General features: G+C 63.4%; 16 protein-coding genes. 5 read left to right on the forward strand and 11 right to left on the reverse strand.

Translation table 11 applies throughout. The features are described 5' to 3' along the window. Positions 1 to 24 precede the first annotated feature (24 nt). The 7 genes from ACMDW7_RS05725 to ACMDW7_RS05755 all read right to left on the reverse strand — a co-directional run bounded on the left by ACMDW7_RS05725 (position 25) and on the right by ACMDW7_RS05755 (position 5,695). The gene (locus ACMDW7_RS05725; RefSeq protein ID WP_414859624.1) at positions 25 to 750 is read right to left on the reverse strand and encodes a transposase; all 726 of its coding nucleotides are present in this window, start codon (positions 748 to 750) and stop codon (positions 25 to 27) included. Positions 751 to 864: 114 nt separating this feature from the next. Continuing rightward, positions 865 to 1,467 (reverse strand): hypothetical protein, encoded by a 603-nt coding sequence (locus ACMDW7_RS05730; protein ID WP_377304292.1) that lies wholly within the window; start codon positions 1,465 to 1,467, stop codon positions 865 to 867. Positions 1,468 to 1,780: 313 nt separating this feature from the next. After that, the gene (locus tag ACMDW7_RS05735; RefSeq protein ID WP_377304290.1) at positions 1,781 to 2,245 is read right to left on the reverse strand and encodes a hypothetical protein; all 465 of its coding nucleotides are present in this window, start codon (positions 2,243 to 2,245) and stop codon (positions 1,781 to 1,783) included. Between the two features lie 334 nt (positions 2,246 to 2,579). Continuing rightward, complete coding sequence (locus ACMDW7_RS05740) at positions 2,580 to 3,149, reverse strand: transposase (protein WP_414859625.1); 570 nt, start codon at positions 3,147 to 3,149, stop codon at positions 2,580 to 2,582. Between the two features lie 335 nt (positions 3,150 to 3,484). Then, positions 3,485 to 4,108 (reverse strand): hypothetical protein, encoded by a 624-nt coding sequence (locus ACMDW7_RS05745; RefSeq protein ID WP_377305077.1) that lies wholly within the window; start codon positions 4,106 to 4,108, stop codon positions 3,485 to 3,487. Then, the gene (locus tag ACMDW7_RS05750; protein WP_377305079.1) at positions 4,105 to 4,725 is read right to left on the reverse strand and encodes a hypothetical protein; all 621 of its coding nucleotides are present in this window, start codon (positions 4,723 to 4,725) and stop codon (positions 4,105 to 4,107) included. Before ACMDW7_RS05750 ends, ACMDW7_RS05745 begins: the two co-directional genes overlap by 4 nt. Positions 4,726 to 4,738: 13 nt before the next feature. Then, positions 4,739 to 5,695: a peptidase domain-containing ABC transporter gene (locus tag ACMDW7_RS05755; protein WP_414859626.1), complete on the reverse strand. Its 957-nt coding sequence runs from the start codon at positions 5,693 to 5,695 to the stop codon at positions 4,739 to 4,741. Between ACMDW7_RS05755 and ACMDW7_RS05760 the strand changes: the two genes are divergently transcribed. From ACMDW7_RS05760 to ACMDW7_RS05780, 5 genes are all read left to right on the forward strand, one after another. After that, a complete protein-coding gene (locus tag ACMDW7_RS05760; RefSeq protein ID WP_377302479.1) occupies positions 5,694 to 5,915 on the forward strand; it encodes a hypothetical protein in 222 nt (73 codons plus the stop codon). The two genes, ACMDW7_RS05755 and ACMDW7_RS05760, sit on opposite strands and share 2 nt — an antisense overlap. A gap of 461 nt (positions 5,916 to 6,376) precedes the next feature. Next, complete coding sequence (locus ACMDW7_RS05765; RefSeq protein ID WP_377302475.1) at positions 6,377 to 7,414, forward strand: transporter; 1,038 nt, start codon at positions 6,377 to 6,379, stop codon at positions 7,412 to 7,414. Between the two features lie 119 nt (positions 7,415 to 7,533). Beyond that, positions 7,534 to 8,211 (forward strand): chalcone isomerase family protein, encoded by a 678-nt coding sequence (locus ACMDW7_RS05770; RefSeq protein ID WP_377302473.1) that lies wholly within the window; start codon positions 7,534 to 7,536, stop codon positions 8,209 to 8,211. A 298-nt stretch (positions 8,212 to 8,509) separates the two neighbouring features. After that, on the forward strand, positions 8,510 to 9,667 hold the full coding sequence (locus ACMDW7_RS05775; protein WP_377302471.1) for an SPOR domain-containing protein: 1,158 nt from the start codon (positions 8,510 to 8,512) through the stop codon (positions 9,665 to 9,667). A gap of 67 nt (positions 9,668 to 9,734) precedes the next feature. After that, positions 9,735 to 10,043, forward strand: a complete 309-nt coding sequence (locus tag ACMDW7_RS05780) for a hypothetical protein (RefSeq protein WP_414859627.1) — start codon at positions 9,735 to 9,737, stop codon at positions 10,041 to 10,043. A 71-nt stretch (positions 10,044 to 10,114) separates the two neighbouring features. On the opposite strand, the gene ACMDW7_RS05785 is transcribed toward ACMDW7_RS05780, so the two are convergent. The 4 genes from ACMDW7_RS05785 to ACMDW7_RS05800 all read right to left on the reverse strand — a co-directional run bounded on the left by ACMDW7_RS05785 (position 10,115) and on the right by ACMDW7_RS05800 (position 14,892). Further along, a complete protein-coding gene (locus ACMDW7_RS05785) occupies positions 10,115 to 10,387 on the reverse strand; it encodes a hypothetical protein (RefSeq protein ID WP_377302467.1) in 273 nt (90 codons plus the stop codon). 193 nt (positions 10,388 to 10,580) lie between these two features. Beyond that, positions 10,581 to 10,793: a hypothetical protein gene (locus ACMDW7_RS05790; RefSeq protein WP_377302465.1), complete on the reverse strand. Its 213-nt coding sequence runs from the start codon at positions 10,791 to 10,793 to the stop codon at positions 10,581 to 10,583. Between the two features lie 154 nt (positions 10,794 to 10,947). Beyond that, a complete protein-coding gene (locus tag ACMDW7_RS05795; protein WP_377302463.1) occupies positions 10,948 to 11,220 on the reverse strand; it encodes a hypothetical protein in 273 nt (90 codons plus the stop codon). 156 nt (positions 11,221 to 11,376) lie between these two features. After that, on the reverse strand, positions 11,377 to 14,892 hold the full coding sequence (locus tag ACMDW7_RS05800) for a S41 family peptidase (RefSeq protein ID WP_377302461.1): 3,516 nt from the start codon (positions 14,890 to 14,892) through the stop codon (positions 11,377 to 11,379). Positions 14,893 to 15,253: the final 361 nt, after the last annotated feature.

Below are 15,253 nucleotides of genomic sequence, written 5' to 3' on the forward strand. Positions count from 1 at the left end.
TATGAAGGAAAAGAGGAAAAGGGGTCAGACACGATTAAGTTCACCCGCTGACCCCGGTTCTTTCCGAGGTCGACCCCGCCCGAGCGAGGCCGCCCTGCGCTGCGCCAGTACCTCGACTTCTTGCGCAAAGCGCGAATCCCCCAGCGCCCAACCCCTGTGAGTACTCGATCGGATCATGTTCAGCGCCGCGTCGTCCAGATCGCTGAGCCATAGCGCCCGGTAAGCGCACTGGCGAGTCGATGCATCGGTGCCCAGCGCGTCGTACACGGCATGCGGCGCGACCCAGTCTGCGTTCTCACCGCGTGCGCCTGAGGCGTTCGCGCCGTGGCTGGACCACGGATAGTCCGCGGGCTGCGCGACCATTGCCGCGCGCACTGGGTTGTCTTCGATGTAGCGCATGCAGGTCAGAAGGTACCGCTCGCTGTCCACCACCGTGGCGCGATAGCGGCCTTCAAACAGCGTACCGGTGCGACCATAGGTGGAATTGAAGTACTGCACATAGCGCCGCCCGGCCGATTGCAGCGTCTTGGGCAAGCTCTGCGCATCGCCGGGCGAGGCCAGCAGGTGGACGTGGTTCGTCATCCAAACGTATGCGTGTATCGCCAGGCCAAACCGCGCGGCCGCCTCCACCACGCAGTCACGCCAGAACCTCAGATCGGCGTCGGCAGCAAAAATCGCTTGGCGATTGTTGCCTCGCAGGATGATGTGCTGCGGGCAGCCGGGGATGAAGTAACGGGGCAGGCGGGCCATGGGGGGTTCGCTAGGGAACGTGGGGCGGAGAAATCATGCAACGCCCTAGATTAATCGTGTCTGACCCTATTTCTCTACATTTCTCTAGAAGTGAAAATCAACCGAATAAAATACTCATTGCGATCTGCGAAAATGCTCTCGTAGAGCCAGCGCACCTTCTAGCGCGTAAACCAGCAGCGCAACCGCCATAAATCCTGCAAGCAGCCAGCCAAACACCGCTAGCGCCCAGCGCTCAGAGTTAACAGGCATCCATCGAAGGTCCATTCCTGGATTAACGAATAGGGCAAAGTACGCCATAGCTGGCGCGCCGACGCACAAAACAAGTACAAAGAACATCTGCTTTAGCAGTCCTGCGCCTTGCCATTTGGTTTCGGCCGCACGTCTGTAGTCTCGCTGTGCTAACGACCTCAGATATGGAATGTGCATGGGTGCATGAAGCAACATAAATGCAAAATATACTTGAGCAACGTCTGGGAAGGCGGAATTTTTAACATAGCTTCTGATAGATGGAAAAAGTCCCGTCAAGGACTCACACAAAGCCCGAACTCCGGCTGCCTCGCGCAGGATGTCAGGTGGGGCTGCCGCCGCAAAGCCGGCGGCTAACATGATTGGTATGGCTATTTTCCATTCCTTAATGAAATATAGAGTCGAAGGCTGGTGCTCATTTCTGAGATTCATGCCGAGTAATTCCTCAAAAACAAGTTGGTTAATTCTCATCAGTACACGGACCCAAGGATGGCAGCACACCCAAGCACAAGCTCGACTGACAAGCGAGATAGCACAAAGGAAAAGGGTTCAGCACGATTAAGTTCACCCTCTGGCAACGGTTCTTTCCGAGGTCTTTCCCGCCCGAGCGAGGCCGCCCTGCGCTGCGCGAGTGCGTCGACTTCTTGCGCAAAGCGCGAATCCACCAGCGCCCAACCCCTGTGAGCAGATTAATCGTGTCTGACCCCATTTCTGCCCCACAACGCCTGCGGTGTCATAAAGGGTATCAAACTTCTTCAGCTCGCTCTCAACGAGGGTCTGGTAATCAGGCATTTTTTTCACCTCTCTTTGTATCGTAAAAAAATCTCATGTAGCTTGCTGCCTGACCCACCACAAACGCCAAAGAAAACATGATGGGACCTAGCACCATCGAGTAGCCGATACGGTTATTTGTAGTTAACCCTGCAACCCAAGAAGGATCCCCTTGCATCCCGGTAAGAATCATCGGAGAAATCAACGCAAATATCGTTAAAATTACCGCACCAAATAGCGCCCCTCCATTTACATGGGTATTCATTGCAGCACGTCGAGCTCGTGCAATATTATAGTTTTGAGTGAGCTCAAGGGTGCAGCTAATCGCTACCGCCAGATAAAATGCAATAACAAAGAAGGCGTTAGCTAATAGTGCCATCTGAGGGTAGCGCGTCGAATTAGCATGCGTTGCGATGTCCCAACTCGGGTTGATTTTGAGAATGGCCTCTCTGACCATCTCGCTGAACGTAGTGAGCACAGCACTCCTCTCCAGGACATCAACGGGTGCTAGTAGTGGAATTGCGGTTGCGCAGAGGAGCAGGATTAGAAACGGTGGGTTCAATGCGCCTCGCCAAGAAAAAGCTGGTATAGGCTCAGGAATATCAGTAGCTGGATGTCGCTTCATGGCCTTCCTTAAGTCAAGGCAAAGAAATGGGGTCAGACACGATTAAGTTCATCCTCTGACCCCGGGTCTTTCCGAGGTCGACCCCGCCCGAGCGAGGCCGCCCTGCGCTGCGCCAGTGCCTCGACCTCTCGCGCAAAGCGCGAATCCCCCAGCGCCCAACCCTTGTGTGTACTCGATCGGATCATGTTCAGCGCCGCGTCGTCCAGATCGCTGAGCCATAGCGCCCGGTAAGCGCGCTGGCGGGTCGATGCATCAGTGCCCAGCGCGTCGTACACGGCATGGGGCGCGCCCAGTCTGCGTTCTCACCGCGTGCGCCTGAGGCGTTCGCGCCGTGGCTGGACCACGGGTAGTCCGCGGGCTGCGCGACCATTGCCGCGCGCACCGGGTTGTCTTCGATGTAGCGCATGCAGGTCAGAAGGTACCGCTCGCTGTCCACCACCGTGGCGCGATAGCGGCCTTCAAACAGCGTACCGGTGCGACCATAGGTGGAATTGAAGTACTGCACATAGCGCCGCCCGGCCGATTGCAGCGTCTTGGGCAAGCTCTGCGCATCGCCGGGCGAGGCCAGCAGGTGGACGTGGTTCGTCATCCAAACGTACGCGTGTATCGCCAGGCCAAACCGCGCGGCTGCCTCGACCACGCAGTCACGCCAGAACCTCAGATCAGCTTCGGCAGCAAAAATCGCTTGGCGATTGTTGCCTCGCAGGATGATGTGCTGCGGGCAGCCGGGGATGAAGTAACGGGGAAGGCGGGCCATGGGTGGTTCGCGAGGGAGTGTGGAGCGGAGAAATCATGCAACGCCCCAGATTAATCGTGTCTGACCCTATTTCTCCTAAACTCAGATTACCAACGTCAGCGTCGAACTGTTCTTGCTGGGGGAAGCCTTGCGGAGTTCTGATTAACTCTGTCCATCCAATAGGCTCAACCAAACGATTGGGGGCATCTAGAACATTCTCTCCGCCGCCCCGCTGATCGTTGTAAACATGCGCCGCCAACGCCGCATATTCTTCTTTCATAATCATGACTTACTCCAAATACCGTCAAGAAACTTTGAATACTACGCAATATTCAATTCTCTTTAAATCGTTGAAATTATTCGCTGCGTCTCGATCCGTTGCCTGCATACTTATCAGACAACGTCTTAAATCGGCGTTCATCAATAACTCGCGCATCGAGATCACTAAACACTGGGTCGCACCACTGCTTCGCTTTGTCAGCAATCGTCACGGGCCTGTGCGAGAGCGGCGGTAGGCAGCGCAAGACATTAGCTGTCTCTCGCAACGCAGGAGGGACCGATAAAAAAGGAATTCGCTGGAATCCATTGTTCCATTCAAATGCCACCAAAAAATATCGTGGACTATCGTAAATGTTATAGTTGCTTGGCCCTCTCGGCGCTCCAATTGCGTACACCTTACCATCAGCGACATCAATAACCATGGGAATTAAATAACTTCGCCAAGTCTGCTTACCCCCCATCTCAGGCAGAGAAAAAGTCACCCAGCTCTGTCGAGTTCCATAGTTTTTTATATAATCGTGCTTCTGCTTGATAGTAATAACGCGCCCATCCGAAAGCCGAACCTCCTCTTCCCATGACGGGTATCGAGCGTCATACCAACGCCAAGTGAGGAATATCACCACTAGAACGGGAACCGTCGCCCAAAACAGCACCTTCTTCACGGTGACCCACCGTGCCTGCTTCAACTCTGCTGTGTTCATGCGCTGACTCCGTGTGAGTGGTCTTGCGTTGGTTGTTGGTGAGTTCGGCAAGGTTGTGCATCTAATCTTGACCCAATAATCAGTCGTTTTCGGCCGCGTTTATCATGATCGACCATTGGCCGAAGAAGTCCATTCAGAAAGCGGAAATCCTGCTTATGAGCAGGATTTCTCATTTGATTTCGGCCAACTTGGCGTGAGCTCACAGCGCCCTGCATCCCCATGATGTCTTCGTGGTCTGCACCGCCATGGACCAAGTCATCGCCCGTGCCCGATCGGATCAGATCGTCACCCGCCACACCGTCGATCACATTGCCGCTGTCGCGCGTACTCAGCCGGTTGAACCAGTTGCTGACCGAGTAGTAGCTCGACTGGCCCTGGGCGTCGGTTTGCCGACCCACGGCCCAGCCGTTGCCCCGGCTGAAGACGTCTGCAGGCAGCTCGATGGCCACAGGCTCCTCGAAGTTGAGCGCGTAGACCGTGCCACCACCCGAGCCCCGAATGCGGTCATTGCCCGCCCCTCCGCCCAAGAAGTCTCGGCCCACGCTCCCACACAGGATGTCATCGCCCGCGCAGCTATACAGGGGGCCGTGGATGCATTCGGTTTGGGTGCTGGTCATTTCGCGATCCTTACTAGACAGAATGTGGGCCAAGAGATACGACGTGATCGACCTGCATCGCCTTCGGCAGCCCGTGGGTAATGAACAGCATGGTCACCTTGCCCTTGAGCGCGTTGACGGTGCTTGCGAAAGATTCAGCGGTAGCCTGATCCAGGTTGCTGGTGGCCTCATCAAAGATCAGCACCTTGGGGCGCTTGAGCAACGCGCGGGCAATGGCAATCCGCTGCTTCTGCCCGCCTGAAAGCCCCGCGCCGCGCTCGCCAATCTCGGTCTGGTAGCCCTGGGGCAGTTGTTCGATCACGCCGTGGATCTCGGCCATCTGGCAGGCCTGCACGATCTCTTCGAAGGTGGCCTGGGGGTTGGCCATCTGCAGGTTCTCGTAGACGGTGCCGCTGAAGAGCACTGTTTCCTGCGGTACCACGCCGAACAGGCTGCGCAGCTCGTTGGCAGCCAAGTGGCGGATATCGATGCCGTCGATGCGGATGCTGCCTTCGGTCGGCAGGTAGAAGCCCTGCAGCAGCTTGGCCAAGGTGCTCTTGCCGGTGCCGCTCGGCCCCATGATGGCCACGGTGGTGCCGGGTTCTACGGTGAGACTCAGGTTTTTGTAGAGGAAGGGGCAGTCATCGCCATAGCGAAAGGCAATGGCTTGCACCTCAATCCGGCCCATGCCTGCGGCCTGGCGGCTGGGGGTAAGGCTGTAGGGCTCGGTGGGGGCGTTCATCAGATCGCCCAGGCGCTTGACGGCCAGGCTGGCCTGCTGGAACTGGGTCCAGAGACCCGTCAGACGCATCACCGGCTGGCTGAGCTTGCCGGCAAACATCTGGAAGGCGACGAGCATGCCGATGGTGAAGGCCGGGGTGGTCATGACGATCCAGGCGCCGGCCAGCAGGATCAGCAGGGTCATGGCCTGCTCCAGGGTGCTGGCGACCGCATTGCAGGTGCTGGCCGGTGGCTCGGTGTGATGGCCCATGCGATTTCGCGAGCGGGGGGCGGTGAGGGCGGGCGTTGATTCTCGCGCGAACGGCGTTTTCGACGTTGGTGCAGGCATCCAGTCAACGGAACTGCACCAGGCTTCGGCATCGGATGCCGGTTCTGTGCAGCCGGCGGCGGTTGGCGGGCAGGGTGTGGCGCTGCCAGCGGGAATGGTCAGCGAATTCTTGGCTGAAATCAACACATTTTCTATTCAATAAATGCAGTTTTCCGCTTGTCATTCGGGATTCTTGAGCAGATCAATGACTCAATTCTGAGTGGCTGATAATGAACGATAACCCTGCGGGCGCTGCGCTCGGCAAAGCCCGTATGGCCCCGAGTTCATGCCGTCCGGAATCCGTCGAGACCGCCTCTGTACATGGCGCGGTTGTGCGGGCTACACGGTCCTGCCGCGGGTCGCCACGGCGATGGCATCCCGGTGACTGTGGGCTATGCGTCCTGAGCAGGCTCGCGGCCGAAACTCCGCTTGGCGCTGCTGCAGCCTCGGTGCGCTCATGGATGCGTCAGGCCGCATGGACGAATTTCGTGCGTTGACGAATCGTGAATCAAGCCTCTTAGGGTGGGCGTTCTAACTACATAATCCATCGACTGCGATTGCTTAAGTCTTCACAATGCGCGCCGTTCTGCGAACAGTTCATCTATCAAGCACGCTCTTCACAATATGAAAAAAATTGCTATCGCTCTCACCCTCGCGCTGTCCGCCACCGGCGCTGCCCACGCCACCGAACGTGGCCAGGTCCGTGCATTGAATGGCGCTGCGGGCGCCGAGATCTCCTCGCCGCAGTTCCCTGGCCTGTACGGCCAGTTCTGGCTGCAGCAGTACAGCGCCGACACATTCAAGGACGCCAATGGCAAGAACCCGGTCACCAGCCAGGCCACACCGCTGGGCACCGTGCTCATCGAGCGCGGCGGCAAGCTGGACGCCACGGCCTTTGTGCCGCGCCTGACCTGGCTGACCGACACCCGCTTTGGTGAGGGCAAGTTCGGCATTTCTGCCGCGCTGCCGCTGGTGCAGATTGACCAGCAGGTGCGTCTGACAGCCCGCGGTGCGGACGCGAGCGTCTCGCCGGCCGCCGTGGCCTCGGTGCAGGCGCAGGTGAACCCGCTGGCGGCGCGCGCTTCGGGCAAGCAGTCCGGTCTGGGCGACATGGAAGTCATGCCCTATATCGACTGGCAGACCGACACCTATCGCTATGCCTTCGGCCTGGGCGTGGTGGCGCCCACGGGCGACTACGACCCCAAGCGCCCGGTGAATACCGGCACCGGCAACTTCTGGACCTTCCGCCCGCTGGCCGTGGGTTCCTACGTGTTCGACGGCGGCATCGAGATGGGCGTGCGCGCGACCTACTCGTTCAACACCAAGAACAAGGACACCAACAACAAGAGCGGCGAGTACTTCGCGGCGGACTACTCCGTCCACTACAAGCTCTCCGACAGCTGGAAGCTCGGCGCCCAGGGCTTCGCCAACATCCAGACCACGCATGACCGCTGCGCCGCGGACACGCCGCAGGCTTTGGCCACGCGCCCGGCCAACAACTGCGGCCTGGTGCGTGCCTACGGCCTCGGGCCGGTGGGCAGCTGGACGAGCGAAGACGGCCGCGTCTTCGTGGACTTCAAGGTGCTGCGTGAGTTCGCCGTGCAGAACCGCCCGCAGGGCACCGTGTTCTGGCTGCGCGCCAACTTCCGCCTGGACCAGTAAGCCGCATCTCCATCAAGACCGCGCGCGCTGCGTGCAGCCGGGCCACAAGCCCGTGCCGCACGCCGCCCGCCTGAACCGCCGGCTGCGCCATCCGCCGCCGGCCTGAAAGACTCGTGATCATGAATACTCCCCGCTCCCTGCGCATGGCAGCCGCTGCCGGCTCCGCGCTGGTGGTCAGTGCCGGACTGCTGCTGGTTAACGTCGCATTCGCCCAGTCCGCGCCGGCCAAGGCGGCAGACACCAAGGCCGACGCCGCAAAGTCCGCCAATATCGACACCGTCACCGTGGAAGGTTTTGACTTTCCGGTGACCGCCCAGGTCGGCGGCCAGCGCCTTGCGCTGAATGGCGCCGGCGGCTCGAACATTCTGTCGGTGAAGGCCACGGCCGTGGCGCTCTATCTGCCCAGCAAGGCCACTACGCCGGAAGCCGCGTTTGTGATGCCCGGCGCCAAACGCATCACCCTCGTCGCGCTGCGTGAACTGTCTGCGCGCGACCTGTCCAGCGCACTGATCGACCGCATCCGGCAGAACGCCACGCAGCAGGAAATCGAAAGCAATGTGATGCAGCTCGCCGGCCTGGGCGGCGTGTTCGGCACCCGCCGCAGCCTGCCCAAGGGCAGCGTGGTCACCATCGACTACAACCCGGCTACCAAGAGCACCGAGTTCCGCCTGAATGGCACCGAGCGCCTGGCCGAACCGATTGTCGGTGACAGCTTCTTCCCGATGATGATGAAGGTCTGGCTCGGCCCCAGGATCCGCCCCGCTACGCGCAACGCGCTGCTCGGCATCGCCAGCTAAGCCGCGGGCGAAGCCTTCGCCCGCCCGCAACCGGTTCCGATCGCCTCAAGACGGATTCGCATCAACGGCATTGCGCACAGCCGATGTGATTGACGACCACCCCTGCATGGGCAGCGGTGGTCTTTTTTCGCCGCCAGTGCGCTGCGAGCGCACGGAATGTGGCGCGCCCGCCGCTGCGAGGTGCGTCCAAGCCGCTGCTGCTTGCGGCAGGATGCAGGCTCACCGTATGGTGCGCGAAGCCTCAAGCCGCGTGCCTCGATGAGTGCGCACGCCTCAAAGCACATCCACCCACCCGCCCATGTCTCGTACGCCTACCGCGCTTGATGACGATCATCACGGCTTCGCTGCAGCACGGTGGCTTGCCGGCGGCGTCAGGGCGGTCACGTGGCTTGCTGCGCTAGGCGGTCTGGCGCAAGTCGGCCCTGCACAGGCGCAGGCTACGCGCCAGGCCAGCGGGCAGGTCGCGGCCGCGAGCATCGAACCCCAGATGGCCATGGCCACGCTGTCGCCGGACGGGCAGCGCGATGCGCAACACTGGGTGCGCTATGGAAACTGGCCCGCGGGCGTGCCCGTGGTCGTCACGGCGATTGACTCAGGGCGCACAGTTCGCGCGCGTACGGCCGGCGGTCTGGCGGGCAGTGGCGCGGGCATGGTGTATTCCGCCGGCGTGGGCGCCGCACTCGGGCTGAACCCGGACCGACCGACTGCATTGCTGGTGCGCATGGATACTGCGCCGGGCCCGGCGCCGGCATTGACTGCACCTGCCGCAGTACCGGGCCCTGCGCCTGCCGCAAGCGCGAACGCGAGCGTGGCGCTTGCGCCTGCAGCTGCTCCTCCGGCCACCCCTGCGCCGGCGCAAGTTGTCGATCGCTCGGTACCCGCCAAGTCCGCGGCGGCTGCGCCAATTGCGGCAGCTGCTGCGGCGGTGCCCAGTCCTGTACGCCCGGTGGCTGCACCCGCCGCTGCGTCGGCTCCGCCGCCCGTGGCGAGCCCTGCATCCAATGCTGCGCCGGCTGTTGCCGCTGCGCCCGCGCGTATCCCCGCTGCCGCAGTTGCCGCGCCCGGCGCGCCTGCGGCCAAAATCGCGCCGACACCGGCCACGCCGAGCGCCACGCCGGCTTCCACGGCCGAGCCGCGGCCCGCAGCCCGTGCCGAAGCCCCCGCCGCCAAGGCGACCGCACCAGCGGGTAGCGGGCCTTCACCGCGGCCTGCCGCAGCCGGCAGACGGGCGATGTATCTGCAACTCGGGGCGTTCGCCGACGAGAAGAATGCGTGGGCCCTGTTTGCCAAGGTGCGTGCGCTCAAGCTGCCCGAGGGCGTCAAGTCCGAGATCCTGCAGCTCGACGGTCTGCACCGCGTGCGCGTCGGCCCCTTCGAGTCCCGGGCGCAGCGCGACGCCGTCAGCACGCAGCTTGAAGAGGTAGCAGGCGTGACGCCGATCAAGCTGCGGCTGTAGGCTTGAGTCTCAACCGACGTCCCACGAGAGTGCTCGATTGGCACCGAGCGCAGCGAAAGGCCAAGCAATGCTGATCTGCCCGCACTGCAAGCAACGCGGCATTCCCGAGATGAGCTTTCTCACGAGCCATCTCTACGGCTTTGCAGCCTGTGAACGCTGCGCCGCGGTGGTCGAGCAGCGCTGGGAGCGCAACTCACCGGCGCTGCTGGCGACCGTTTGCCTCGGTTCGCTGCTGCCTGTGATGACGAAGGAGTTTGCGTTGGCAGGCGCCACGCGGCTTGCGCTGTGTGCTGCTTTGCTCGCGATCGGGCTGCTCGTGGCCCGGCGCATGGTGCAGTGGAAAGTGCTTCAGCCTGGGCGCCCGCTGGCGCACTGATCCGCCGCTGCCATCTGTCATGACAAAGCGCCCCGGACGGCGCGGCAAGAATGCACCACAAGACAGCGCAGTCACTTCGCGGGTGACGCTTGGCCCGGCGTCTTGACCACTGGCTCCGTCACCATCTTCGGCTCTGCAGGCTGGGCTGCTTCCGGCACTTGCGGTTTGGCAGCGCCTGTGGCCGCTGCTTCGATCGGTTGATTGCTGCGAATCCATGCCAGCGCACCCAGGACGATCGCCGCGAGCAGCACGGTCGATGCAACCAGTGCGCGCATTCGGCCACGCGGCTTGCTGCGAAAGCTCAGGGTAGATCGCCCGAAGGTGGGCATGGGGTCGTGCTTCATGGCGGCTCTCCAATGCGTGGGCGCTCGTCGTCAAGCGGCTCAACAAACGAAGGCGGGTGCCGAAGCACCCGCGGAAAGCCCGAACCCTAGGCGCTGCTGCGCGGCGCGCCAAGCGCGGCTCACATGCAGCAAGCCCTGCTACGTCTTGTTGCGCTCAGACGGATCGAGAAATGCAGCTCGATCCACCGTGCCTTCATTGCGCCTTGGGGCGCCAGCCCAGCACTCGCGCCGGCAGATGCACGAGCGCGCTCAGAAACGCGAAGACGCCGCTGACGGCAATACCCAGCAGCCGGAAGGGCAGCAGGAGCAGCCACACGATCGGCCACAGCACGAGTGCAAGCAGCGCGAGCGGCCAGGCCACGACGAACAGGATCAGCCAAGCGATCAACCAGAAGAGGGTGCTCATGATCAGGTGCTTTCGATTGGGGAGCGAGTCTGCCGAAGCAAAGGCTCTGGCTTGACTGTAAGGACGCCGTGCCTGATCCGCGAGCTGGGTGTGATGAAGTGCAGATCACCAGCGATGAAGTGCCCATGTGGCTGCACCGGCGCGGCCGCATCCATCAGTAGATCCGGCCCCACAGCAGCGCGAGCGTGGCGCCGATCAGCGCCAGGCCGAACAGCTCCACAAGCAACCATTCGCCCCAGCTGGCGCCGTCCTGATCCTGGAGGGTGGTGCTCGGGTAGCGGCCCAGCGTCAGCATGCGCAGCACGTGCCAGCCGACCCACCAGCCGATGCCGCGCACGCCCACGTCCCAGCCCAGGAACCAGACGGCGCGCAACACCCAGAAGAAGGGCGTGGCAAGGCGGGCGAGCAGATCATCCCATTCGAGCATGTCGTGCCTCCATTGGCTGTTCGTGCCTGGTGACGGCGCGTTGAACTCGCGCTGTACCTGGAGGCTAGAGATCGAACCGCGTCTGCGAAGACGCGCGCGACCAAAACAAAGCGGGGCGGACGAACCGCCCCGCTTTGCGGCCGAATCGGCTTGAGTTCAGCGCTTGGGGAAGGCCGGCTGCCGTGGCTCGCGCAGCGGCTTTTCTGCGGTGAGCTTGCGCAGATGGGCAATGCCGGCATCCAGCTGGGCGTCTGCGCCGTCAAAGCTCGCGCGTGGCGGCATGTCCACTTCGATGTCCGGCACCACGCCGATGCCTTCGATCAGCCACTGGCCGTCCAGTCCGTACTGGCCGAACTCCGCGGCGCGCATGATGCCGCCATCCATCAAGCCGGTGGCGTTGGTCAGCCACACGCCGGCGCCAGCCGTCTGCTTGCCGATCAGTGTGCCCATGCCCAGGCGCTTGATGCCTTCGGAGAAGGTCTCACCGTCGCTGTAGGTGTTCTCGTCGATCAGCACGACCAGCTGCCCGCGGAAGGCGGCCTGCATGTTGTAGCCGCCGCCGTCGCCGCGCCGGCTTTGCCAGTAGGCCCAGGCACGGCGCATCAGCTTCTCGATGATGATCGAGTCGATGTTGCCGCCGTCATTGCCGCGTACATCGATGATCAGACCCTCGCGATCAAACACGCTGTAGAACTCGCGCGCAAAGGCACCCACGTCCGGCGAGGTCATGGCGCGCAGATGGATGTAGCCGAACTTGCCCTCGCTGGCTTGTTCGACTTTCTGGCGGTTGCGCACTTCCCAGTCGGTGTAGCGCAGGTTGCGTTCGCGCGCAGGGTTCACGGGCACCACCACGGCCTGGCGCGTGATCGAGCCGCGCTTGTAACTCAGCAGCACCTGCTTGCCCGCCTGATTGCGCAGCAGCTCACCCAGTTCGGCCGCATTGCGCGCCGGCTGGCCGTTGATGGCGGTGATCACGTCGCCCACGGCAAAGTCCCGCCCCGGCTGGGCCAGCGGGCCGCGCTCGCCGGGCAACTCCGGCTCGCCGGCGTAGATGCGGTCAATCCGCAGACCATCGGCCACCTTGCTGAAGTCTGCGCCCAAACCAGCAGTACTGATACTCAGTTCATCACCACTGCGGACTTCGCTGCCGGAGCCCACCTGGCTGTGCAGGGCGTTGATCTCGGCCACCATCTGCGCCATCAGGTCACCGAGCTCAGTGCGCTCGCTCACGCGGGGCAGCAGGGGCTCGTACTTGGCGCGGATGGCCTTCCAGTCATGGCCGTGCATGTTGGGGTCGTAGAAGTAGTCGCGGTGCAGACGCCAGGCGTCAGCAAACATCTGCTTCCAGTCGTCGCGCGGGTTGACCTTGATCTGCCAGTCACCCACACGCACGGCGGCGCGGGCCGCCTCCGGGCCCTGCGGCGGGCGGGCGCCCGTGTCGTAGATGAAGAACTCGCGTGCACCCCCACCGCCTGGGCCACCACCGCCACCGCCGCCTGTCTGGCGCACCACCAGCATCTTGCGGCCGTTGGCCGAAATTTGGACGGTGGCGACATCGGTGCTGTGGGTTTCTGCCGGCGTCGCGTTGCTGTCGATCGCGATGCTCTTGAGCGTGCCGCGTGCACCGCCCGGGCCACCAGCGCTCTCGGTCTCGATGAAGTACAGGCGTCGGCCATCCGTCTTGAGGCTGCGGTAGTTCCCCGCGGGCAGTGCGGCCAGCGGCACTTCGTAGAGACGCTTGTCCAGGCCGTCCCACTCGATGGGGAAGGTCCGTGGTGGGGCGTTGGGACCCGCCGTGGCCGGTGCAGCGGCGGGTGCAGGCGCCGGGGTGGCGGGCGGCGTGCCGGTGCTGCCGGCGGCCGCTGTGGGCGGCGTGGCTGGCGGGGCCGAAGCAGCTGGTGCAGGCGTAGTGGCCGGCGCGGCGGCGGGCGCATCGCCGCCATCGCTCAGCTCATCGCGCCCCAGGAAGGGGAAGCGCTGGCCCGTCTGCAGGGCAAGGGCGTAGACACGGTCACGCTTTTCGAACAGCGGGCCCATGTTGCGCGAGCCCCAGGGCGAGCCGTTGGTGGCGTTGAGCGTGCGGTCGGACAGGAAGTACAGCCAGCGGTTGTCCGGCGTGAAGGCCAGGCCATCGGCGGTGTAGCGATCGCTCGTGAGCTGCACGGGCTTGCGGTCACTGACGCGCATCATGAACAGCACGTCGTTGCCGCGGCGATTGGAGATTGCGCGCGTGAATGCCAGTGCGCTTGAGTCAGGCGCCCAGACCATCTCGCCGTAGGCCGACGGGGCCTTGTCGATCTGCACCGTGCTGTTGTCGCTCAGATTGGTGAGCCACAGGCGATGTTCGATGTCCGTGTGCACCAGCCACTTGCCATCGGGCGAGGGCGTCATGCCTGTACGCGTGACACTGGCGCCCTTAGTCACAGCCACAGGCTCACCGAGACCGTTGGCTGGCAGGCGCAGGATTTCAGTCTCGCCGCTGACGTCGTTGAGCACGTAGACGTTGCGGCTGTCCGGCGTGAACACGGCGGCGCGCGTGCGGGTGCCGCTTTGCAGGGGCAGATCGATGCGCCGTAGATCACCCGTGCCGGCCACCACGGCGCGGCCACGCGCGGTGATGACGATGCGCTCGCCATTGGGCGAGAGCGACACGCCGCTGAAGTTGTTGGTCAGTGCCGTGCGCACCCAGCGCTCGCGCGCCTGCTCGAAGTCCGTGACCAGGCGGATGTCCAGCTTCGTGTCGCGCCCGCTGCCGAGGTCCAGCAGCCTGATGTCGGCGCCCTGGGTGTAGACCACACGGCCGTTGTGGATCTGCGCCTGGCGGATGTCGAAGTCGTCCTTGTCGAAGCGGGTGATCTGCTGCGGCTGCGAACCGTCTGCACGCATGCGCCAGAAGTTGCGCGTGCCGCTGCGGTCGCTCACAAACACCAGCTCATTTCCGTTGAGCATCACTTGCGCGTTGTTGCCCTGGGGCGTGCGTGTGAGTGGCACGGCTTCGGCCTTGCTGCGCGTGTCCAGGCGCCAGATCTGCGCCATGGCGCCGCCACGGTAGCGGCGCGTGTTGTCGGACTGCAGGCCGCCGGTGACAAAGAAGAGCTGGCCGCGCTCGTCCATCACGCCGTGCGTGCTGCGCCACACGGGCAGCAGGGTGCGCGCAAGGCTTTGCGGGTTGATAGTGACGAGCTGCCGTGCCGGCTGACCGCTGTAGCGAGCCGTGCTGTAGAGCACGTCGCCGGCCGGCGTCCAGCCCACCACCCAGGCGCTCTCGCCTTCGAAGGTGAGTCGCTTGGGCTGGCCGCCGTCGATCGGCATCACGTACACCTCGGGTGCGCCTTCGATGGCGGCGGTGTAGGCCACCCAGCGGCCGTCCGGCGAGATCGCAGCGCGCGACTCAATGCCGGAGTGCGTCGTCAGGCGCATGGCGGTGCCGCCGCTGGTGCTGGTGCGCCAGAGATCGCCCTCGGCCGTGAACACCACCGTGTTGCCGTGGAGGGCCGGCCAGCGGTAGTAGCCCAGCGGTGCGGTGGCTGGGGCTGGGTTGGATTGCGCAAGCGCCGGGGTGGGCGCGAGCAGGGCGGCGCCGGTGAGGGCGCTGCCCAGGGTGCCGCTGAACAGAACGCCCAGGGTCAGGGCGGCGGCTTTCCCGGTACGGGCAAAGGCGGATGAGGTCATGGAGGCTGCGGTGGAGTGTTCTTGGTCTTGCCGTGGCCCGACCGTACGCCGAGCCCTCAGCAGCGAAGGGTTGTAGCAGCGCGCGGCTGTGCTGGATATCCGGGTCGCGGTATCAGAGCGACAGACTGCGGCCTGACGGGTGCAGCGTGCAGGCCAGCGGCCGGGCCCTTGCGAAGGTGGATGGCTGTGAAGCCAGCGGCCAGGTGCGTTCTCGATGCGCCGGCGCGAAGCGAGTCTGCATGACGCTCCGCCGCACATCTCCCGCCAGAGGCGGCCGAAGCCTCCGTCCGACCCGGGCTGCGCCGCCGCACAACGGCGCGGTCGTCGCCTGACGGCCCTGAACCGGGGCAGTTCCAAGCCT

Source organism: Piscinibacterium candidicorallinum (assembly GCF_047549485.1).
GTDB lineage: Bacteria > Pseudomonadota > Gammaproteobacteria > Burkholderiales > Burkholderiaceae_C > Piscinibacterium > Piscinibacterium candidicorallinum.